This window comes from Streptomyces angustmyceticus, assembly GCF_019933235.1.
Lineage (GTDB): Bacteria > Actinomycetota > Actinomycetes > Streptomycetales > Streptomycetaceae > Streptomyces > Streptomyces angustmyceticus.
On record NZ_CP082945.1, the window covers coordinates 1352004 to 1371998 of the forward strand.

Sequence of the window (19995 nt, forward strand, 5' to 3'; positions counted from 1 at the left end):
CCTCACTTCAGCCTGCTCGACGCCAGGATGGACACCAGGTGCAGCAGCGTCTGCAGCAGCGCGATGCCGGCCAGCACGGCGACACCGAGCCGGGAGAAGAACAGGTCGCCCCTGACCGTGTCCAGGACCGCCAGGGCCAGGATGAGGAGGGACGCCTCCACCCCGAGGACCAGACGGTGGAACTTCAGCGCGGCGGCGGCCTTGCGGGCCAGCGCCATGCCGGACGAGCGCGGCTCGGACGCCGCCTCCTGCACCGGCGGGAGCCCGCCCTGGTGCCGGGCGACACCGACCAGGTCGGTCTCGGCCTTGATCAGGATGGCGCCGAGCGCGGCGAGGGTGCCCAGGAAGGCCCACAGCCAGTCGATCCGCCCCGAGCCCCACAGGTCGGCGGCGCGCAGACCGAACCCGACCAGGACCGCCGCGTCGCACAGGTAGGCGCCGACCCGGTCCAGGTACACCCCGCCCAGGGAGAACTGCTTCTTCCAGCGGGCGACCTCGCCGTCGACGCAGTCGAGCAGCAGATAGAGCTGCACCATCAGCACACCGAGCACGGCCCCCCAGATCCCCGGCACCAGCAGGGCCGGGGCGGCGAGGACGCCGGCGACGGTCATCACGTAGGTCAGCTGGTTGGGCGTGATCCGCGTGTTCACCAGGTGGCGGTCGATGCGCAGCGAGAGCTCGCGCATGTAGAGCCGGCCGGCCCAGTGCTCGCCGCTCCGCCGGTCCTTCACCCCCGGGGGGTGAACGACCGGGCGGAGCTCAGCTACCGATGGCTTGTGCATAGTCGGCGTAAGCGTCCCTGATCTGGTCGGTGGACAGGTCCAGGTGCTCCAGGATGGTGTAGCGCCCGGGACGGGTCTTGGGTGCGTACTCGACGGCCTGGACGAACTCGTCGTCGGTGAAGCCGATCTCGCCCGGCGTGACCGGCAGGCCGTGCCGGCGCAGCGCCTGGACCATCAGGTCCCGCGTCTCCTTGTCCCCGCGCAGATGCGTGGCGAAGGCCGCGGCGAGGCCGCACTGTTCGCCGTGGCTGGCCGCGCGCTTGGGGTAGAGGATGTCGAGCGCGTGGTTGATCTCGTGGCAGGCGCCGGACGCCGGACGGCTGTCGCCGGCCACCGACATCGAGATGCCGGTCAGGACCAGGCCCTCGGCAAGCACCTGGAGGAAGGCGTCGTCGCCGACCCCGCCGGGGTGGCGCAGCACGGCCTCGCCGGCCTGGCGCGCCATGGCGGCGGCCAGTCCGTCGATCGCCTCGCCGGTCTCCCGGTGCGAGAGCTCCCAGTCCGCGACCGCGGAGATGTTGGAGATCGCGTCGCCGATGCCGGAGCGGACGAACCGGACCGGGGCCTCACGGATGATGTCGAGGTCGATCACCACGGCGATCGGGTTCGGCACACCGTAGGAACCGCGGCCCGCGTCGTTGTCGAGGGTGGCGACCGGCGAGCACAGGCCGTCGTGCGACAGGTTCGTCGCGACGGCGACCAGGGGCAGGCCGATGCGGGCCGCGGCGAACTTGGCGCAGTCGATGATCTTGCCGCCGCCGAGGCCCACGACCGCGTCGTAGTGCCCCTTCTTCATGGCGTCGGCGAGCTTGATCGCCTCGTCCAGGGTGCCGCCGCCGACCTCGTACCACTCGGCGCCGGGCAGCGCGGGGGACAGCCGCTCACGCAGCCGTGCCCCCGAGCCGCCGCTGATCGCGATGGCGAGCTTGCCCGACGCGGAGATGCGCTGATCGGCCAGCAGGCCCGCCAGGTCGTCCAGGGCGCCGGCGTTGATGTCGACGACGACCGGGGACGGGATGAGGCGGGTCAGTACTGGCATGCGATGTCACGGCCCTTCGCGAGGTCGTCGTGGTTGTCGATCTCGACCCACTTGACGTCGCCGATCGGGGCCACGTCCACCTTGAAGCCGCGGTTGACCAGCTCCTGGTAGCCGTCCTCGTAGTAGAGGTCGGGGTCCCGCTCGAAGGTGGTCTTCAGCGCGTCGGCCAGCTCCTCGGCGGCCTCGCCCTCGATGAGGGTGACGCCGATGTACTCACCGGTCGCCTCGGCCGGGTCCATCAGCTTGGTGATCTTCTGGACACCCTTGGCGGGGTCCACGACGACCTTCATCTCCTCGTCGGCGAGCTGCTTGACGGTGTCCAGCGCGAGGATGATCTTCTGGCCGTTGCCGCGGGCGGCGAGCAGGGTCTTCTCAACGGAGACCGGGTGCACGGTGTCGCCGTTGGCGAGGATCACGGTGTGCTTGATCGAGTCACGGCCGCACCACAGGGAGTAGGCGTTGTTCCACTCCTCGGCCTTGTCGTTGTCGATGAGGGTGAGCTTGAGGCCGTACTTCTGCTCCAGGGCCTCCTTGCGCTCGTAGACGGCTTCCTTGCGGTAGCCGACGATGATCGCGACCTCGGTCAGGCCGATCTCGGCGAAGTTGCCGAGGGTCAGGTCGAGGATGGTGGTGTCCCCGTCGACCGGCACCAGGGCCTTGGGCAGAGTGTCGGTGTAGGGGCGCAGACGCCGTCCGGCGCCGGCAGCCAGCACGAGGCCGATCATGCGGGTTCTCCTTCATCGTGTACGGCGGGTGCTTGGGAGGACACCCAGAAACGGATGCTCTCGACGAGCACCAGCAGCGCCAGGACCACAGCAAGGGCCGTCAGCGCGATTGTGAAACCTTCGGGGGACAGCGCGGCGGCGAGGACGGTGACCACAAGGATCCGTCCCTCGTGTCCGCCGGTCGCCCGGACCAGCCACCGGGGCGGGGCTCCGGTGCCACCACGGATGCGGTAGACCGTGTCGTAGTGATGGTAGGCGACCGCCGCGACCAGCCCGTACGCCGCGGGCAGTGCTCCGGGGACGTCGGCGCGGGCGGCCAGGACCAGGATCGCGAGGTACTCGCCGGCCCGGAAGAAGGGCGGGACGAGCCAGTCGAGGGCGCCCTTGAGCGGGCGGGACACGGCCGCGCCGGCCAGCAGCGCGGAGCAGGCGGCGACGCCGACGGTGAGCCACGACGCGGGGTCGTCCTGGAAGATCACCCAGACCAGCAGCACCGCGGCCGAGAGAAACGCCATAGCGGGCGCCAGGTAGGAACCGGTCCGGCCGCGGCCACGCGCCCCGGCGGCGATCAGTTCGGCGAGCGGCCCGGAGTCGGCGAGGTCGGCCAGTGCCTGCGCCGCGCGGTCGGTGCGGCGGGCCCGGCGGGTCAGCGAGCGCAGCACCCGCCCGGCCGTGGTGTAGCAGGCGGCCAGCGCACAGCCGACGAGCAGGGCGTAGAAGACGATGCGGGGGGTGGTGAGCGCGGTGAGCACCGCGATCATCGCCCAGCGCTCCCCGATGGGCAGCACGATCATCCGGCGCACCCAGACCGTCCAGCCGACGCTGTCGAGCTTGTCGGAGAGCGCGGCGGTGGGGCTGGTGTTGGCGGTCGCGTCGTGGTTCGCCTCGTTGAAGGAGAAGTCGACGACATGACGGCAGGTCTGCAGCACCATCGCGCCCAGCGCCAGCGCCCATACGTCGTCCCCGCCACGGGCCGCCCCGAGGGCCAGGCCCGCGTAGTACGCGTACTCCTTGGCCCGGTCGAAGGTGGCGTCCAGCCAGGCGCCCATCGTCGAGTACTGCAGGGAGTAGCGGGCGAGCTGCCCGTCGGTGCAGTCCAGGACGAAGGAGAAGAGGAGGAGCAGGCCGGCCGCGACGAAGCCGCCGCGGGTTCCGGTGGCCGCGCAGCCTGCCGCGATCAGCGCGGTGAGCAGGGACGCGGTGGTGACCTGGTTGGGGGTGAGCCCGCGGCGCGCGCACCAGCGGGCCAGGTAGCGCGAATACGGGCTGATGCAGTACGTCGTGAAGAAGCCGTCGCGGGACTTCACGGCGGTGCGCAGGCGTACCGCCTCGTCGTCGACCGCGGCGACGGCCTCGCGGGCGTCCTCGCGCTGCGCCGGGGTGAGCGCGACGGTGGCGACCAGGCTGCCCAGTTCGACGCGGTGCAGTCCGGCCTCCTCGCGGTCGAGGGACTCGGTGAGGGTGTCGGTGAGCACGTCCGTGAGGTGGGCGGTGCCGGCGCCGACCGGGATCCTGCCGACGGCACGGGCCAGCGCGGCACGCGCCGCGGGCTGCGCGGTGAGCGCGCCGGGCACGGCCGCGGCGGGGAAGCGGGGGTCGGTCAGCGCGAGCCGCAGGGCGTGCAGGTGGCCGACGAAGCGGGGGTCGACGACGGCGACGCGCTCCTGGGCGGGCACCGCGGCGAGCAGCTCGGCCGTGGAGGCGGCATCGTCCGCGGTACGGACGTCAAAGCCCAGCGTGCGCAGGTCGGCTTCGAGCGGCGACCCGGCGACCGGCGGACCGGTGAGGATGGCGGTCGACAGTCGAACTCACTCCTTGGATGCTGACAAGGCAGCACGGACGGTTCGCGATCGATCCGCATTCGATACGAACTACCCGGGCAGCGGGCGTGGCACACCTGGCGCCCGGAGGGCCGGGTGGCACGTCGGCAGAGGCTATCGGATCGCCGGATGCGGCCGTTCACCGCGCATTCATCGCACGATCGAGTGACCGACGGCTGCGCCTGCCGCGATCATCATGGTGGATCAGGTGGTCCATGAACAACTGGCCCGCGGACCGGGCGGTCCCTCCGGTGCCGGTTATGAGCGGGCTGGTCACGGGGCGGGCGGGTTGTGCCGGGGCCGGTGTGGCGAGAGCCATCCCAGGTCCGGGGGGGGCGGTCGCCGTCCGGCGCCGGCGCCATCGGGGCGCGCGGCGCGCTCCGCGGCGGGGGCGAAGGGTCCGGCGGCGGGTGTGGAGCATCTCACGGCCCGGCGCACCGTGCGGGCGGCGCGCTGGCATGTGGCGCCGCGCACCCGCTCTGCCGGTGATGCGGACCCGGCTAGGGCAGACTTGGCGTCGAAGACCGACGACAAGGATGGGCATGCCGATCACACCTGCCAACGGACAGACCGCCGGGGACCCGGCGGTGAGCACACCGGGCGGCGCCGCCGAACCGATCATGCTGGAGCTGGTCGACGAGGACGGTACGACGATCGGCACCGCGGAGAAGCTCGCGGCCCACCAGGCTCCCGGTCAGCTGCACCGGGCGTTCTCCGTCTTCCTCTTCGACGAGAAGGGGCGGCTGCTGCTGCAGCGCCGGGCCCTGGGGAAGTACCACTCCCCCGGTGTGTGGTCCAACACCTGCTGCGGCCACCCCTACCCCGGTGAGGCGCCGTTCGTGGCCGCGGCCCGGCGGACCTCGGAGGAGCTGGGCCTGGCGCCCACCCTGCTGGCGGAGGCGGGCACCGTGCGCTACAACCATCCCGATCCGGCCTCCGGCCTGGTGGAGCAGGAGTACAACCACCTGTTCGTCGGGCTGGTGCGGGCCGAGCCGGCGCCCGACCCCGAGGAGATCGGCGAGATCGCCTTCGTGACGCCGGAGGAGCTGGCCGAGCGGCATGCCCAGGCGCCGTTCTCGGCGTGGTTCATGACCGTGCTGGACGCGGCGCGTCCGGCGGTGCGCGAGCTCACAGGACGTTCGGCGGGCTGGTAGCGAGCGGGGTGAGCGGCAGCTCGGCCCAGATGGCCTTGCCGCCGCTCCTCGTGTTCTCGACGTCGCACTTGCCGCCCGCCTCCGCGGTGAGCGTCTTGACGAGCCACAGTCCGCGGCCGCCGACATCACCCTGTTCCGCCTCCAGTGCCTTGGGGCGGTAGGGGTGGTTGTCCTCGACCGCGACCCGTAGCCAGTTCGCCCCGATGGTGACCTGGACGGCGATCTGGGGCGAGAGCAGGGCCGCGTGCCGGACGGCGTTGGTGACGAGTTCGGAGACGATGAGCAGCAGGCCGTCCATGATCTCGGCGGCCACGGGCACACGCTGTTCGGCGAGCAGATCCCGGACCGCGTGACGTGCCTGCGGCACCGAAGCCTCCAGTGCCGGGGCGGTGAACCGCCAGACACCTTCGTACGCGAGCGGGGAGGTCAGCTCTTCGGGGGGTTCTGCGGGGGGTCCGGAAGGCATCCTCACAGGAAGAGTGTTGAGAATGCGTTGGTCCGGACCGGCCAGCTGAACACAAGTCAGCGCCTATCGACGCCTTATGGCCGATTGCGAGTGAGGCGAGCGGCCCGGCGACCGATCCTGTTGCTTTTATGGGGTGTTCGCGGACTTACCGGAGGTGACCCCCGTACGATCCGCGCCGCCGGCGGTGCGACCGGAACGCACAGTGCGGCGGGACCGGATGCCTGAGCACCGGTCCCGCCGCACTGTTTCAGTAGCGGGGACAGGATTTGAACCTGCGACCTCTGGGTTATGAGCCCAGCGAGCTACCGAGCTGCTCCACCCCGCGTCGGTGAACACCACCCTACGGGCCGGCCGCCTCAGGACCAAATCGATAATCCTCACGGGTGGCGCGAACCCGTCGGTGCCGGGTGCGCGCCCGCCGCCGGGGGCCGCAACCCGGACCGGCTGACCGCCGCGTCCGGGGGGGCGCCGCGCCCGCGCCCTCAGACCGCCCGGTCGGTGATCCGTCCGCCGTCGACCTCGATCCGGCGGGTGGTGTGCACCGCTTCGAGCATCCGGCGGTCGTGGGTGACCAGCAGCAGGGTGGCCGGGTACGACGCGAGGGCGGACTCCAGCTGCTCGATGGCCGGCAGGTCGAGGTGGTTGGTCGGCTCGTCCAGGACGAGGAGGTTGACCCCGCGGCCCTGGAGGAGGGCCAGCGCGGCCCGGGTCCGCTCCCCCGGCGACAGGGTGCGCGCCGGGCGCAGCACATGCGCCGCCTTCAGCCCGAACTTCGCCAGCAGGGTGCGGACGTCGGCGGGCGGCAGGTCGGGGACGCAGGCCCGGAAGGCGTCCATCAGCGGCTGGTCGCCCAGGCCGTGCGCGCCGAAGAGCCGGCCGCGGGCCTGGTCGACCTCGCCGACCACCACGCCGGGGCCCAGGGCGGCGTGCCCCGTCTCCAGCGGGAGCCTGCCGAGGAGGGCGGCGAGCAGGGTCGACTTGCCGGAGCCGTTGGGGCCGGTGATGGCGACCCGGTCCGCCCAGTCGATCTGCAGGTCCACCGGGCCGAAGCGGAAGTCGCCGCGCCGCAGGCCGGCGCCGCGCAGGGTGGCCACGACCGCGCCGGCCCGGGGCGCGGCGGCGATCTCCATCCGCAGCTCCCACTCCTTGCGCGGCTCCTCGACGACGTCGAGCCGCTCGATCAGGCGCTGGGTCTGCTTGGCCTTGGCGGCCTGCTTCTCGGTGGCCTCCACCCGGGCCTTGCGGCCGATCTTGTCGTTGTCGGGTGCCTTGCGGCGGGCGTTCTTGACGCCCTTCTCCATCCAGTTGCGCTGGGTGTGCGCCCGGGTCTCCAGGGCGGCCCTGGTGTCGGCGTACTCCTCGTACTGTTCGCGCGCGTGGCGCCGGGCCCGCTCGCGCTCCTCCAGATAGGAGGTGTAGCCGCCGCCGTAGGTGTTGACCTGCTGCTGGGCGAGGTCGAGTTCGACGACGCGGGTGACCGTGCGGGTCAGGAACTCGCGGTCGTGGCTCACCAGGACGGTGCCGGCCCGCAGCCCCGTGACGAAGGACTCCAGGCGGTGCAGGCCGTCCAGGTCGAGGTCGTTGGTCGGCTCGTCCAGCAGGAAGACGTCGTAGCGGGAGAGCAGCAGCGAGGCGAGGGAGGCGCGGGCGGCCTGGCCGCCGGAGAGCGTGGTCATCGGCTGGTCGAGGCCGATGGACAGGCCGAGCTGTGCGGCGGTCTCCTCGGCGCGCTCGTCGAGGTCGGCGGCGCCCAGCGCGAGCCAGCGCTCCAGCGCCGTGGCGTAGGCGTCGTCGGCTCCGGGCCGCTCGTCGACCAGCGCCTGGGTGGCGGTGTCCAGGGCGAGCTGGGCGTCGGTCACGCCGGTACGGCGGGCGAAGAAGGCGCGGACGGTCTCTCCGGGGCGGCGGTCGGGCTCCTGGGGGAGGTGGCCGACCGTGGCGGTGGGCGGGCTCAGCGCGAGCGAGCCGTCCTCCGGGGTGTCCAGGCCGGCCAGCAGGCGCAGCAGCGTGGACTTGCCCGCGCCGTTGGCGCCGACGAGGCCGACCACGTCGCCGGGGGCGACGACCAGGTCGAGGCCGGAGAACAGGACGCGCTCGCCGTGGCCGGCGGCGAGGTCTTTGGCGACGAGAGTTGCTGACATCAGGCCGCCGATCGTATCCGGCCCGGTCCGTCGTGGTCGCTCTAATATCCGGAGCATGGAACCCGGCCTGAAGACGCATGTCAGCGACGGCACAGCGACCGTCACCATCAGCAACCCCGGCAAGCGGAACGCCATGACCGTGCCGATGTGGCGGGAGCTGCCGCCGCTGCTGGCACGGCTGGCGGCCGACCGGGCCGTCCGGTCGCTGGTGCTGACCGGCGAGGGCGGGACGTTCTGCGCGGGCGCCGACATCGGCTCGCTGCGGGACCCGGCGGGTGAGTCGCAGGGCCTGGCGGCGGCGGCCGAGGAGGCGCTCGCGGCGTTCCCCAAGCCGACGCTGGCGGCGATACGCGGCTACTGCGTGGGCGGCGGCACCCAGTTGGCGGCCGCCTGCGATCTGCGGTTCGCGGAGGAGGGCGCGCTGTTCGGGGTGACGCCGGCCAAGCTGGGGGTCGCCTATCCGGCGGGCGCCACCCGGCGGCTGGTCCGGGTGGCCGGGCTGTCCACCGCCAAGTACCTGTTGTTCTCGGGTGAGTTGATCGACTGCGCACGGGCGCTGCGCACCGGACTGGTGGACGAGGTGCTGGCCGAGGGCGAGCTGGTCAAGCGGGTGGCGGAGTTCTCGGCGGTCCTGGCGAGCCGGTCGCTGCTGACGCAGACCGCGGCGAAGGAGCTGGCCGACGGGACGTGGGACGTGCCGCCGGCCGAGGCCGCGGTGCGCGGCGCTTACTGGGCCGCGCAGGCCCGCGCGAGCGGCGACATCGCCGAGGGTGCCGCCGCCTTCCTGGAGCGCAGGGCGCCGCGTTTCAGCTGGCCCACGGACTGACGCCGGGGCGGGCCTTACGCGGGGCGGGCCTTACGCGGTCCCGGGCGGGTGAGGCCCGCACGGGCCGTGGGACGGCCGCTCACTGCCGCCCGGTCAGCAGGGCCCGGCCCCCCTCCCGCATCATCGCGGTGATCTCGGCCGGGGCCTTGTCCGGGGAGCCCGCGTCGTAGGGCGGCTGCGGGTCGTACTCGATGCCGAGCTGGATCTCCTGGGCCACGGCGTCCCCGGCGATCCGGCCGGCCAGCGTCAGCCCCATGTCGATGCCGGACGAGACGCCGGCCGCCGTGACGTACTTGCCGTCGAAGACCACCCGTTCCCCGGTCGGCTCGGCCCCCAGCGCCGGGAGCTGGTCCAGCGCGAGCCAGTGGGAGGTCGCCCGGCGCCCCTTGAGGAGGCCCGCGGCGGCCAGGATCAGCGAGCCGGTGCACACCGAGGTGGTCCAGGTGGTGCCGGCGTCCACGGCGCGGATCCACTCGTGCACCGGGCCGTCCGCCATCTGATCGGCCTGCCCCGCGCCGCCGGGCACGACGAGGATGTCCGGCGCGGTGACCTCGCCCAGCGTGGCGTCGGCGACCAGCCCGAGCGAACCGAGGTCATTGCGGTGCGGGCCGGTGCGCTCGGCGACGAACACCGTTTCGGCGCCGGGCAGCCGGCTGAGGGTTTCGTAGGGGCCGACGGCGTCCAGTGTGGTGAAGCCGTCGAAGAGAAGGATCGCGAGCTGCATGGCGTCTCCTGTCGGTGGATCGGTATCGGTAGGGGTGGCGCCGGCCCGGTGGAGCGATGGCGGCCGGCAGGGGGTCAGGAAGAGATGAGGGGTGGTCCGACGGTCCGGAAGCGGCGGCGGTATTCGGCCGGAGAGGCGCCCAGGACGCGCAGGAACGCGCGGCGCATCGCCTCGGGGGTGCCGTAGCCACAGCAGCGCGCCACCTGCTCGATGCCATCGGCGGAGTCCTCCAGATGCCGTCGGGCGGCCTCCAGCCGGACCCGGTCGACATAGCGCCCCGGCGTCATGCCCACTTCGTCGCGGAAGGCACGGGCGAAGTGCCGCGGGGAGAGGCGGGCGCGCTCGGCGAGGGCGTCCACGGAGAGGTCCCCCGCCGGGTTCTCGGTGATCCACTGCTGGACGTCGCGCAGCGGTCTGCGCTGTGCGGTCTGCGCGGCGAGCTGGGCACTGAACTGGGTCTGGTTGCCGGGCCGGCGCAGAAACACGACCAGGTGGCGGGCGATGCTCAGCGCGACATCCCGGCCCAGGTCCTCCTCCACCAGGGCCAGGGCGAGGTCGATACCGGCCGTCACGCCCGCGGAGGTGGCCACATCACCGTCCCGTACGTAGATCGGTTCGGGCTCGACCCGTACCGCGGGGAACCGTGCGGCAAGGGTGTCGCAGAGCATCCAGTGGGTCGTCGCCCGGCGGCCGTCCAGCAGCCCGGCCTCGGCCAGCAGCAGCGCTCCGCTGCACACCGAGACCTTCCGCCGGGCGTGGTGGGCGTTGCCGCGCAGCCAGTCGATCAGCCGGGGATCGGGGGTGCGGGTGCCGTCACCGCCGGGCACCAGCAGGGTGTGCGGCGGCCCGGCGGCGGCGAGGGTGGTGTCGGGGACCAGGGCCAGCCCGCTGGTGGTGCGGACCGGGGCGTCGTCAAGGCCGGCGGTGCGGATCCGGTAGGCGCCCGGGGTTTCCAGGGTCGCTCCGTGGAAGACCTCGACCGGTCCGGAGACGTCAAGAGCCTGCACTCCGTCGAAGAGGACGACGAGCACCTCGCGCTGTTCCATGCCTCCATCCTGGACAGCGGCGGCGAAGGCGGCAATGACGGATTTCCCACCCTTTCTGCCATCGCGGCGGCCGGTGGCTCCCCTCCGGTGCCCTGCCCCCGCCTCCATACCGACGGGTCGGTAACCTGCCCGTATGACCACTTCCAGCGCACTGCCCGAGCAGGCCGGCCGGACCTGCCACAACGTCGTCAACCCGTTCCACTCCACGCACTACTTCGCGCCGGAGCTCGCCGCGGAGATGGCCAAGGCGGGCGTCGAGAACCGCAGGGCCGCCTACTTCGCGTGCCGCGCGGCGGCCATGGGCGCGGTGGGCCCCGGCACCGTCACGGCCACCTTCTACAACTTCAAGCACGAGCTGATAGCCGAGCACGTCCCGGCCGTCTGGACGGTCACCACGCCCGAGGCCGTGCTGGAGGCCCGGCTTCGCGCCGTCGACGCCACGCTGCGCCGGCTGCTGGGCAAGGAGACCGTCGAGTCGCCGGAGATGGCGGAGGCGGCGCGGCTGGCGCTGCGCGCCGTCGAGGGCTGCAGCCGACAGGCGCGGCCGCTGTACGCCGCGCACGCCGACCAGCCGGTGCCCGACGCCCCGCACCTGGCCTACTGGCACGCCGCGACGCTGCTGCGCGAACACCGCGGCGACGGCCACCTGCTGGCCCTGCTCGACGCCGAACTCGACGGGCTGGAGGCGCTGGTCTCCCACACCGCCAGCGGCCGCGGGATGAGCTACCAGGGCGTCATGGCGACCCGTGGCTGGTCGGAGGAGGACTGGGCGGCGGCGCAGGAGCGGCTGCGGACCCGCGGTCTGCTGGACGCGGAGGGCGAGTTGACCGAGGAGGGCGTCCGGCTGCGCAAGGACCTGGAGCGCAGGACGGACCGGCTGGACCGGGCGCCGTACGAGCACCTGGGCGCCGAGGGCGTGGCCCGGCTCACCGAGCTGGCGACCGGTTTCACCACGGCCGCCATGAACGCCGGGGCGTTCCCCGCCGCGCTGTTCGGCAAGTGAGGCCCGCGTAGCGTCACCGGGCCCCGTGCCCGCCCGCGGGCGGGCGCGGGGCCGCGCGGACACCCCCGGGCGGCCGGGCGGTGCGACAGTCCGGGCCGCCAACCGGCACAATGCAGGCTCAAGCAAGCGCTGGAAGGCGGGTCAGGATCAACGTGACGGCATCCACTGAGCCCATCGGGACTCCCGGGTCCATCGAAGCGAGGATCGCCGGGGAGCTCGGCGTCAAGGAGCGGCAGGTGAAGGCCGCGGTCGAACTGCTCGACGGCGGCTCGACGGTTCCGTTCATCGCGCGCTACCGCAAGGAAGCCACCGAGACGCTCGACGACGCGCAGCTGCGCTCGCTCGAGGAGCGGCTGCGCTATCTGCGGGAGCTGGAGGAGCGGCGGTCCGCGATCCTGGAGTCCGTACGGTCCCAGGGCAAGCTGGACGACGCCCTGGAGGCGCAGATCCGCGGCGCCGAGTCCAAGGCGCGGCTGGAGGACATCTACCTCCCGTTCAAGCCCAAGCGGCGCACCAAGGCGCAGATCGCGCGGGAGGCGGGCCTGGAGCCGCTCGCCGACGGACTGCTGAGCGATCCGTCGGTGGAGCCGGCCGCGGCCGCCGCGGCGTTCGTGGACGACGGCAAGGGCGTGGCCGACGCGGCGGCGGCGCTGGAGGGCGCGCGGGCCATCCTGACCGAGCGGTTCGGCGAGGACGCGGACCTGATCGGCGAGCTGCGCGAGCGGATGTGGTCGCGCGGGCGGGTCGCGGCGAAGGTGCGCGAGGGCAAGGAGGAGGCGGGCGCGAAGTTCGCCGACTACTTCGACTTCGCCGAGCCGTTCACCGAGCTTCCCTCGCACCGGGTGCTGGCGATGCTCCGCGGCGAGAAGGAGGAGATCCTCGATCTCCAGCTGGAGCCGGAGGACCCGTCGGCGGCGACCGAGGGCCCCAGCTCCTACGAGCAGTCCATCGCGCACCGCTTCGGCATCGCCGACCGGGGCCGGCCCGGCGACAAGTGGCTGCAGGACACGGTCCGTTGGGCCTGGCGCACCCGGGTGCAGGTGCACCTCGGGATCGATCTGCGGCTGCGGCTGCGGCAGGCCGCCGAGGACGAGGCGGTACGGGTCTTCGCCTCGAACCTGCGCGATCTGCTGCTGGCGGCGCCCGCCGGTACCCGCGCCACGATGGGCCTGGACCCCGGCTTCCGTACGGGCGTGAAGGTCGCCGTGGTGGACGCGACCGGCAAGGTGGCCGCCACGGAGACCATCTACCCCCATGTGCCGCAGCAGAAGTGGGACGCCTCGCTGGCCACCCTGGCGAAGCTGGCCCGTGAGCACGATGTCGAGCTGATCGCGATCGGCAACGGCACCGCCTCCCGCGAGACCGACAAGCTGGCGGCCGATCTGATCGCCGCGCAGCCGGAGCTGAAGCTGACGAAGGTGATGGTCTCCGAGGCCGGCGCCTCGGTGTACTCCGCCTCCGCGTTCGCCTCGCAGGAGCTGCCGGACCTGGACGTCTCGCTGCGCGGCGCGGTGTCCATCGCCCGCCGGCTGCAGGACCCGCTGGCCGAGCTGGTCAAGATCGACCCGAAGTCGATCGGTGTCGGCCAGTACCAGCACGACCTGTCCGAGGTGAAGCTGTCGCGCTCGCTGGACGCGGTGGTCGAGGACTGCGTGAACGGCGTCGGCGTGGACGTCAACACCGCCTCGGCGCCGCTGCTCTCGCGGGTGTCGGGCATCGGCTCGGGGCTCGCCGAGAACATCGTGGCGCACCGGGACAGCAACGGCCCGTTCCGCTCCCGTAAGGCCCTCAAGGACGTGGCACGGCTCGGCCCGAAGGCGTACGAGCAGTGCGCGGGCTTCCTGCGGATCCGGGGCGGCGACGACCCGCTGGACGCCTCCAGCGTGCACCCGGAGGCGTACCCGGTGGTGCGCCGGATGGTGAAGTCGGCGGGCAGCGAGGTCGGTTCGCTGATCGGCAACACGGCGGTGCTGCGCTCGCTGAACGCCGCGGACTTCGTCGACGACTCCTTCGGTCTGCCGACGGTCGGCGACATCCTGCAGGAGCTGGAGAAGCCGGGCCGCGACCCGCGCCCGGTCTTCAAGACCGCGACCTTCAAGGAGGGCGTGGAGAAGATCGGCGACCTGCAGCCGGGGATGCTCCTGGAGGGCGTGGTGACCAATGTCGCCGCCTTCGGGGCGTTCGTGGACGTCGGCGTCCATCAGGACGGTCTGGTGCATGTCTCCGCGATGTCGAAGACCTTCGTCAAGGACCCGCGGGACGTGGTCAAGCCCGGCGACATCGTGCGGGTCAAGGTGCTCGACGTCGACATCCCCCGGAAGCGGATCTCGCTGACGCTGCGGCTGGACGACGAGCACGGCAAGGGCGCGCCGGCCGGCGGCGGCGAGCGGCGCGGTGGCGGCGAGCGCCGGGGCGGCAACGGCGGCGGACAGCGCGAGGGCGGCGGCCGGGGCGGCGCGCCGCGGCAGCGGCAGGGCGGCGGCGGACAGCGCGGCGGTGACCGCCGGGGCGGCCGCGACGCCGCGCCGGCCAACGACGCGATGGCGGACGCCCTGCGGCGGGCCGGGCTCCTGGGCACGGAGCGCGGCGGCCGCTGACGGGCCGCGACGACCCGCACGACAACGACCGGCGGCAGCGGGCCCGGTGCCCGCTGCCGCCGGCGCCGTCCGGTGCGGCGGTCCGGTGCGGTCCGGCGCCGTCCGGTGCGGTCCGGGCGAGCGGGCACCCGCCCGGACCGGACCACCGCGCCGGACGCCGGACGGCCGGACCGGCGATGCCCCCCGATGCCGCCCGCCCCGAATTGCGTGGACGGGGACCGCGCTTCGCGCCTACCCTGACCGCATGTCCGGCCCCGAAGCGTCAAGACGCTAGCCACCGGTCGTCCGGTGGCGCCCCGCACCGCTCCGCGCTCGCGCCTTCTTCTCGGCGCGCCTTCGCGCGGCCGTGTTCCGCCTGCCACCGGATCGCCGTAGTACGGGCTTCTCCGACCTGACGCCGCGTCACCCCCGGCACCGCTGTGCCGCCGTGCCGCCGCCTCCGGTCGTTTCGCGCGGTGGCCGCGCGTGCCCGGCCGGACGGGTCGCTCTCCGCGCCCCGTCACGGGTACCGCCGCGCCCGCCGCCTCGTGCCGATTCCCCTGTGGTTGCGGAGTGTTGCTGTGCCGTTCGTTCTCCATCTGCTCCAACTCGCGGTCTTCGCCCAAGGAACCTCCGAGTTCATGCTGTCCGGTCTGCTGCCGGACATCGCCCGTGATCTGCGTGTCCCGGTCTCCGCCGCGGGCGCGCTGACCTCGGCCTTCGCCGTGGGCATGGTCCTCGGCGCGCCCCTGATGGCGCTGCTGGGCCGGCGCTGGCCACGGCGCCGCGCCCTGCTGGTCTTCCTGGTCACGTTCCTGCTCGTCCATGTCGTCGGCGCGCTCACCACCCGCTACGACGTCCTGCTCGCCACCCGGTTCGTCGCGGCCCTGGCCAACGCCGGGTTCCTGGCGGTGGCGCTGACGACCGCCGCCGCCATGGTCGCGCCCGGTGCCCGGGGCCGGGCGACCGCGGTCCTGCTCGGCGGCACCACCCTGGCGTGTGTCGTGGGCGTGCCCGCCGGCGCTCTCCTCGGGGAGCTGTGGGGGTGGCGCGCGGCCTTCTGGGCGGTGGCGCTGGTGTCGCTGCCCGCCGTCCTCGCGATCCTCCGGTCGGTACCGCACGGCCGTCCCGCACGCTCCACGGGACGCGGTGGGGGCGTCCGCGGCGAGCTGGGCGCGCTGCGCCGCCCGCGGCTGGTGGTGATCCTGCTGCTGGGAGCCCTGGTCAACGGAGCGACCTTCTGCACCTTCACCTACCTCGCGCCGCTGGTCACCGGCGTCACCGGCGTCGGCACCGGCTGGGTGCCCGCGGTGCTGGCGCTCTTCGGGCTGGGGTCGTTCGCCGGGGTGAGCGCCGCCGGACGCCTGGCCGACACCCGGCCCGTCCCCCTGCTGGTGGCCGGCGGGGCGGCGCTGCCGCTCGGCTGGACGGTGCTCGCGTTCACCGCCGGGGACCCGGTGGCCGCCCTGGTGCTGGTCCTGGTCCAGGGCGCGCTGTCGTTCGCGGTCGGGGCCACCCTGGTCGCACAGGCGCTCTCCGCGGCGCCCGGGGCGCCGACCCTGGGCGGCGGGTTCGCCACGGCGGCGTTGAACGTGGGCGCGGCGATCGGCCCCTGGTGCGGCGGCGCCGCGCTCACCGCGGGGCTCGGCCCCCGCTCGCCGCTGTGGGTGAGCGCCCTGCTGACGGCCCTCGCGCTCGTCCTCGCGGCGGCGGCCCGCGCGGCGCGTCGCCGGGCGCCGCGGGACGGCGTACCCAGGGTCCTCCGCACGAGCCAAAAAACTTCGGACGGCGATGTCGAGAACCCGTAACCGGCTCCGTCCCCGCTATGAACGCGACCACAATGGGTCGCACCCGCTCCGAGGAGACCGACGATGGCCAAGTACCTGCTGCTCAAGCACTACCGTGGCGCTCCGGCCGCGGTCAACGACGTGCCGATGGACCAGTGGACGCCCGAGGAGATCTCGGCGCACGTGCAGTACATGCAGGACTTCGCGGACCGGCTGGAGAAGACCGGCGAGTTCGTCGACGGTCAGGCGCTGGCCCCCGAGGGGAGCTGGGTCCGCTACGACGGCGAGGGGCGTCCGCCGGTCACCGACGGCCCGTTCGCCGAGACCAAGGACCTCATCGCCGGCTGGATGGTGATCGACGTCGACAGCCATGAGCGCGCCGTCGAGCTGGCCGGGGAGCTGTCGGCCGCGCCCGGGGCGGGCGGGAAGCCGATCCACGAGTGGCTGGAGGTGCGCCCCTTCCTGTCCGCGCCGCCCACCATCACGGAGTGACCCGCACCATGGACGAGGCCCTGCTCCGGAGCCTCATCCCGGGCGTGCTCGCCGTCCTCGTCCGCCGCGGAGCCGACTTCGCGGCGGCCGAGGACGCGGTGCAGGACGCGCTGGTCGAGGCGGTCCGCGTCTGGCCGGCCGATCCCCCGCGGGATCCGAAGGGCTGGCTGGTCACGGTCGCCTGGCGCCGGTTCCTCGACGCGACCCGGGCGGACGCCGCCCGGCGCCGGCGCGAGGACCGCGTCGACGAGGAGCCGGTGCCCGGTCCCGTGCCCACGTCGGACGACACGCTCCGGCTGTACTTCCTGTGCGCCCACCCGTCGCTGACGCCGGCGTCCGCGGTGGCGCTGACGCTGCGCGCCGTCGGCGGGCTGACCACCCGCCAGATCGCGCGGGCCTACCTGGTGCCCGAGGCGACCATGGCGCAGCGCATCAGCCGGGCCAAGCGCACCGTCTCCGGCGTCCGCCTCGACCGGCCCGGTGACGTCGCCACCGTGCTGCGCGTCCTCTACCTGGTCTTCAACGAGGGCTACTCCGGCGACATCGACCTCGCCGCCGAGGCCATCCGGCTCACCCGGCAGCTCGCGGCCGCGATCGACCACCCCGAGGTGGCGGGGCTGCTCGCCCTGATGCTGCTGCACCACGCCCGGCGCGCGGCCCGGACCGCGGCCGACGGCAGCCTGGTGCCGCTCGCCGAGCAGGACCGCGGGCGGTGGGACACCGCGGCGATCGCCGAGGGCGTGGCGATCCTGCAGGGGGCCCTGGCCCGCGACCGGCTGGGCGAGTACCAGGCCCAGGCGGCGATCGCGGCGCTGCACGCCGACGCGCCCGCCGCCGAGGAGACCGACTGGGTGCAGATCGTCGAGTGGTACGACGAGCTGGTGCGCCTGACCGACAGCCCGGTCGTCCGGCTCAACCGCGCGGTGGCCGTGGGCGAGGCGGACGGGCCGCGCGCCGGGCTGGCGGCCCTCGCGGAGCTGGACGACGCGGCCCCGGGCGCTGCGGGCGGGGCGCACCCGGTCCCCCGCCGCACCGCCGTGGCGGCCTACCTCCACGAGCGCGACGGCGACCCGGCGACGGCGGCGCGGCTGTACGCCGAGGCGGCCCGGGAGGCGCCCAACCTCGCCGAGCGCGACCACCTGACGCGCCAGGCCGCCCGGCTCAACAGTCTGCGGGGGCGCTGACGGGCCGCGCGCGGACTCTCCCGGGTATCCGGCGCCCACCCGGCCCGGAGCTCCCGTCCCGGGCCCTGTCTCAGGGCGCCCCCGCATGGCCGCGGATCCGCTCCACTTCCGCCGCCACGTCCGTGAGGGTGGCGCAGTCCGGAACCGGCAGCAGGTCGGGGCCCGGCGGGCCGGCGGGCCGGCGCGGGTCCTCCAGCGCGTCGGCCATGGCGGACAGCGCCTGGCACAGCCGCTCGGCCTCGGCCACGCTCGGGCGGTGGGCACCGTGGTCCAGGCGTACGGCGCAGGCGGTCGCGGCGTCCACGATGCGTTCGGCCGCGGTGACGACGGTCAGCCAGTCGGGGTTGCGGTCCCGGGCGGCGAGGAGTTCGGCCGCGGTGGTCTCCGCCGCCGCCCTGGCCTCGCCCAGCGCGCGGTAGGCGGCGCGGCGCAGCGCCAGCCGCCGGGTGGGGTCGGTGCCCGGCTCCGACTCCAGGACGTGCCGGAGGTACTCCTCGGTGCCGTGCAGCGCCGCGGTGACGCGGTGGCCGACCCGGCGGCGCGGATCGGCGAGCCGGGGCAGATGCCCGACGACGAGCACGATGGCGCAGGCGATGGAGGTGTCGACGACCCGCTCGGCGGCGGCCTCGTGGGCGCCGCTGGCGTAGACGAAGGACAGCACCATCAGCGTGATCGCCACGGTCTGCAGCGCGAAGTGGCGCGTGGCGAACGGCAGCAGCGCGCCGCCCGCGCCCGCCACCACCGCGGGCCACCACGCCCCGGCCGGCACCAGGCCCGCCGCGGCGAAGAGCAGGACGCCGGCGACGGTCCCGGCGAAGCGGTTGACCGTACGGGAGAAGAGCGGGCCCAGGTCGGGCTTGACGAGGAAGGTGGTGGTCGCCGGGAGCCAGTACCAGTGCTCCGGGCGCAGCAGCAGGGCCACGGCGGCGCTGGCCGCGATGCAGACGGCGACCCGCAGCCCGTAGTCGCGCCCGGCGGGCCCGAACAGGCCGCGCCCGCGCCGGGTCCGCCCGCCGACGGCAACCAGCGCCCCCTGGAGCACGGAGCCGGGCAGGGTCATCCAGGCGGGACGGCCCGAAGGGGCGGGTGCCGGCTGCCGCGGCGGCGCCGGCAGCGGCTCGCGGCGGGCGAACACCACCGCGGCGTCCAGCAGCGCCTGGTCGAAGGCGCCGCGCGCGGCCGTACTCGCCTCCGGGGCGGACAGCCGGCCCGGGGAGCCCCCGGTGCGCAGGGCATCGGCGAACCGCCGGGGACTGTCCGCCACGCGGGACGACAGCGGGCGGGCCTCCCACAGCAGCGCGACGCTGGCCTCGCACAGCGCGGTGGCCGCGGCGAACCGCTCGGTGAGCAGGAGTTCCTCGGTACGGGCGGGCCGGTGCAGCAGCCGGCTGGTGAGCCGGCGCAGCCGCAGGGCCTCGTCGGCACGGTCCAGCGCGGCGGTGAGCCGGCGCCGGGCGGGCTCGGCGCCGGTCCCGCCGGCCGCGCCCAGGGCGTCGGCGAGCGCGTCGAAGACCGTGGCGACCGCCGCCCGCTCGCCGCTGAGCGCCCCGCCCGCCGGGCGCGGTGAGCGCACCACGAGCCGCAGCAGGAGCAGCCACAGGCAGCCGGCGAGGACGAAGAGGGCCTTCTCCCAGGGCGCCCCGGGAAGCGGCATCCCGGCCCCCAGGATGGCGGCGGCCAGCATCTGCATGCCGGCGTTGGAGCGCACCGGACCGGCCACGCTGCCCGCGCCGGAGAGGAAGCCGACGGCGAACAGCGCGGGCACCGTCCACCAGCCCGCGCCGGCCGTCTGCAGCGAGGCGCCGATCAGCATGCCGAACGCCGTGGCCAGGGCGGGCAGGCCGATGTGGACGATGCCGGTACGACGGGTGCCGGGGCGGTCGTTGACCCCGGCCAGCATCGAGCCGAGCGCGCTCAGGACGCCGGGCGCCACCTGGCCGGTGGCGATGCCCGCGGCCAGCAGCGGTCCCGCGCACAGCGCACCACGGGCGACGGCCGCCCAGGGCACGGGCAGCCGCTGCCAGCGGAACGGGTGGGCCAGCCAGGCGGGTACGGCGCGCGGCGCGCGGAGCATGGGCCTCCTCAGACGACGGCGTACGAGGTCACGGCGTACGGACGGCGGGAACGGGATCCGAGGGGCGACATCGGCCGACGGTGCTGCCACCAGCCTACGGTCCGTGCCTGTCCGGACCGCTGCCGCGGGGTTACCGCAAGATCACGACGAGATGAT

16 protein-coding genes and 1 tRNA gene are annotated in these 19995 nt (G+C 74.1%); 7 read left to right on the plus strand and 10 right to left on the minus strand.

Going from position 1 to position 19995, the window contains the following annotated elements; all coding sequences use genetic code 11:
• Positions 1-2 precede the first annotated feature (2 nt).
• Genes K7396_RS06395 through K7396_RS06410 form a run of 4 tightly spaced genes read right to left on the minus strand, consistent with a single transcriptional unit; the run spans position 3 to position 4348 of the window.
• Positions 3-782 (minus strand): CDP-alcohol phosphatidyltransferase family protein, encoded by a 780-nt coding sequence (locus tag K7396_RS06395; RefSeq protein ID WP_086720809.1) that lies wholly within the window; start codon positions 780-782, stop codon positions 3-5.
• Complete coding sequence (locus K7396_RS06400; RefSeq protein ID WP_086720810.1) at positions 760-1821, minus strand: iron-containing alcohol dehydrogenase family protein; 1062 nt, start codon at positions 1819-1821, stop codon at positions 760-762. The genes K7396_RS06395 and K7396_RS06400 overlap by 23 nt, the downstream gene beginning before the upstream one ends.
• Positions 1809-2546, minus strand: a complete 738-nt coding sequence (locus K7396_RS06405) for a phosphocholine cytidylyltransferase family protein (protein WP_086720811.1) — start codon at positions 2544-2546, stop codon at positions 1809-1811. The genes K7396_RS06400 and K7396_RS06405 overlap by 13 nt, the downstream gene beginning before the upstream one ends.
• Entirely contained in the window at positions 2543-4348 is a 1806-nt protein-coding gene (locus tag K7396_RS06410; protein WP_152104339.1) for a DUF5941 domain-containing protein, read from the minus strand. The genes K7396_RS06405 and K7396_RS06410 overlap by 4 nt, the downstream gene beginning before the upstream one ends.
• A 560-nt stretch (positions 4349-4908) precedes the next feature.
• Between K7396_RS06410 and idi the strand changes: the two genes are divergently transcribed.
• Positions 4909-5520 carry an isopentenyl-diphosphate Delta-isomerase gene (gene idi / locus K7396_RS06415; RefSeq protein WP_086719249.1) on the plus strand — a complete coding sequence of 204 codons (612 nt, stop codon included), beginning with the start codon at positions 4909-4911 and terminating at the stop codon, positions 5518-5520.
• On the opposite strand, the gene K7396_RS06420 is transcribed toward idi, so the two are convergent.
• From K7396_RS06420 to K7396_RS06430, 3 genes are all read right to left on the minus strand, one after another.
• On the minus strand, positions 5495-5986 hold the full coding sequence (locus K7396_RS06420) for an ATP-binding protein (protein WP_086719248.1): 492 nt from the start codon (positions 5984-5986) through the stop codon (positions 5495-5497). The two genes, idi and K7396_RS06420, sit on opposite strands and share 26 nt — an antisense overlap.
• A gap of 251 nt (positions 5987-6237) precedes the next feature.
• Positions 6238-6311, minus strand: a tRNA-Met gene (locus tag K7396_RS06425).
• A 157-nt stretch (positions 6312-6468) separates the two neighbouring features.
• Positions 6469-8127, minus strand: coding sequence for an ABC-F family ATP-binding cassette domain-containing protein (locus K7396_RS06430; RefSeq protein WP_086719247.1), 1659 nt, complete (start codon positions 8125-8127; stop codon positions 6469-6471).
• Between the two features lie 55 nt (positions 8128-8182).
• Between K7396_RS06430 and K7396_RS06435 the strand changes: the two genes are divergently transcribed.
• On the plus strand, positions 8183-8953 hold the full coding sequence (locus tag K7396_RS06435; protein WP_086719246.1) for an enoyl-CoA hydratase/isomerase family protein: 771 nt from the start codon (positions 8183-8185) through the stop codon (positions 8951-8953).
• Between the two features lie 79 nt (positions 8954-9032).
• Here K7396_RS06435 and K7396_RS06440 read toward each other — a convergent pair whose 3' ends face one another.
• Together K7396_RS06440 and K7396_RS06445 are read right to left on the minus strand one after the other, a co-directional pair.
• Positions 9033-9677: a DJ-1/PfpI family protein gene (locus K7396_RS06440; RefSeq protein WP_086719245.1), complete on the minus strand. Its 645-nt coding sequence runs from the start codon at positions 9675-9677 to the stop codon at positions 9033-9035.
• Between the two features lie 74 nt (positions 9678-9751).
• Positions 9752-10723 (minus strand): GlxA family transcriptional regulator, encoded by a 972-nt coding sequence (locus K7396_RS06445; protein ID WP_086719244.1) that lies wholly within the window; start codon positions 10721-10723, stop codon positions 9752-9754.
• A 133-nt stretch (positions 10724-10856) separates the two neighbouring features.
• Here K7396_RS06445 and K7396_RS06450 point away from each other — a divergent pair, with 133 nt between their 5' ends.
• The 5 genes from K7396_RS06450 to K7396_RS06470 all read left to right on the plus strand — a co-directional run bounded on the left by K7396_RS06450 (position 10857) and on the right by K7396_RS06470 (position 17765).
• Positions 10857-11726 carry an SCO6745 family protein gene (locus K7396_RS06450; protein ID WP_086719243.1) on the plus strand — a complete coding sequence of 290 codons (870 nt, stop codon included), beginning with the start codon at positions 10857-10859 and terminating at the stop codon, positions 11724-11726.
• A gap of 152 nt (positions 11727-11878) precedes the next feature.
• A complete protein-coding gene (locus tag K7396_RS06455; RefSeq protein ID WP_086719242.1) occupies positions 11879-14323 on the plus strand; it encodes a Tex family protein in 2445 nt (814 codons plus the stop codon).
• A gap of 560 nt (positions 14324-14883) precedes the next feature.
• Positions 14884-16110, plus strand: a complete 1227-nt coding sequence (locus tag K7396_RS06460; protein ID WP_086719241.1) for a Cmx/CmrA family chloramphenicol efflux MFS transporter — start codon at positions 14884-14886, stop codon at positions 16108-16110.
• 63 nt (positions 16111-16173) lie between these two features.
• Complete coding sequence (locus tag K7396_RS06465) at positions 16174-16581, plus strand: YciI family protein (protein ID WP_086719240.1); 408 nt, start codon at positions 16174-16176, stop codon at positions 16579-16581.
• Between the two features lie 8 nt (positions 16582-16589).
• Positions 16590-17765: an RNA polymerase sigma factor gene (locus K7396_RS06470; protein WP_086719239.1), complete on the plus strand. Its 1176-nt coding sequence runs from the start codon at positions 16590-16592 to the stop codon at positions 17763-17765.
• Positions 17766-17835: 70 nt separating this feature from the next.
• Here the strand turns inward: K7396_RS06470 and K7396_RS06475 are convergent, their stop codons facing one another.
• Entirely contained in the window at positions 17836-19839 is a 2004-nt protein-coding gene (locus K7396_RS06475; RefSeq protein WP_086719238.1) for an FUSC family protein, read from the minus strand.
• Positions 19840-19995: the final 156 nt, after the last annotated feature.

Bases quoted from the DNA above. Each gene is read 5' to 3' on its own strand.
- K7396_RS06450 (WP_086719243.1), top strand. From the start codon at position 10,857: ATGACCACTTCCAGCGCACTGCCCGAGCAGGCCGGCCGGACCTGCCAC.
- K7396_RS06445 (WP_086719244.1), bottom strand. From the start codon at position 10,723: ATGGAACAGCGCGAGGTGCTCGTCGTCCTCTTCGACGGAGTGCAGGCT.
- K7396_RS06440 (WP_086719245.1), bottom strand. From the start codon at position 9,677: ATGCAGCTCGCGATCCTTCTCTTCGACGGCTTCACCACACTGGACGCC.
- K7396_RS06475 (WP_086719238.1), bottom strand. From the start codon at position 19,839: ATGCTCCGCGCGCCGCGCGCCGTACCCGCCTGGCTGGCCCACCCGTTC.
- idi (WP_086719249.1), top strand. From the start codon at position 4,909: ATGCCGATCACACCTGCCAACGGACAGACCGCCGGGGACCCGGCGGTG.
- K7396_RS06470 (WP_086719239.1), top strand. From the start codon at position 16,590: ATGGACGAGGCCCTGCTCCGGAGCCTCATCCCGGGCGTGCTCGCCGTC.
- K7396_RS06430 (WP_086719247.1), bottom strand. From the start codon at position 8,127: ATGTCAGCAACTCTCGTCGCCAAAGACCTCGCCGCCGGCCACGGCGAG.
- K7396_RS06420 (WP_086719248.1), bottom strand. From the start codon at position 5,986: ATGCCTTCCGGACCCCCCGCAGAACCCCCCGAAGAGCTGACCTCCCCG.
- K7396_RS06400 (WP_086720810.1), bottom strand. From the start codon at position 1,821: ATGCCAGTACTGACCCGCCTCATCCCGTCCCCGGTCGTCGTCGACATC.
- K7396_RS06465 (WP_086719240.1), top strand. From the start codon at position 16,174: ATGGCCAAGTACCTGCTGCTCAAGCACTACCGTGGCGCTCCGGCCGCG.
- K7396_RS06435 (WP_086719246.1), top strand. From the start codon at position 8,183: ATGGAACCCGGCCTGAAGACGCATGTCAGCGACGGCACAGCGACCGTC.
- K7396_RS06405 (WP_086720811.1), bottom strand. From the start codon at position 2,546: ATGATCGGCCTCGTGCTGGCTGCCGGCGCCGGACGGCGTCTGCGCCCC.
- K7396_RS06395 (WP_086720809.1), bottom strand. From the start codon at position 782: ATGCACAAGCCATCGGTAGCTGAGCTCCGCCCGGTCGTTCACCCCCCG.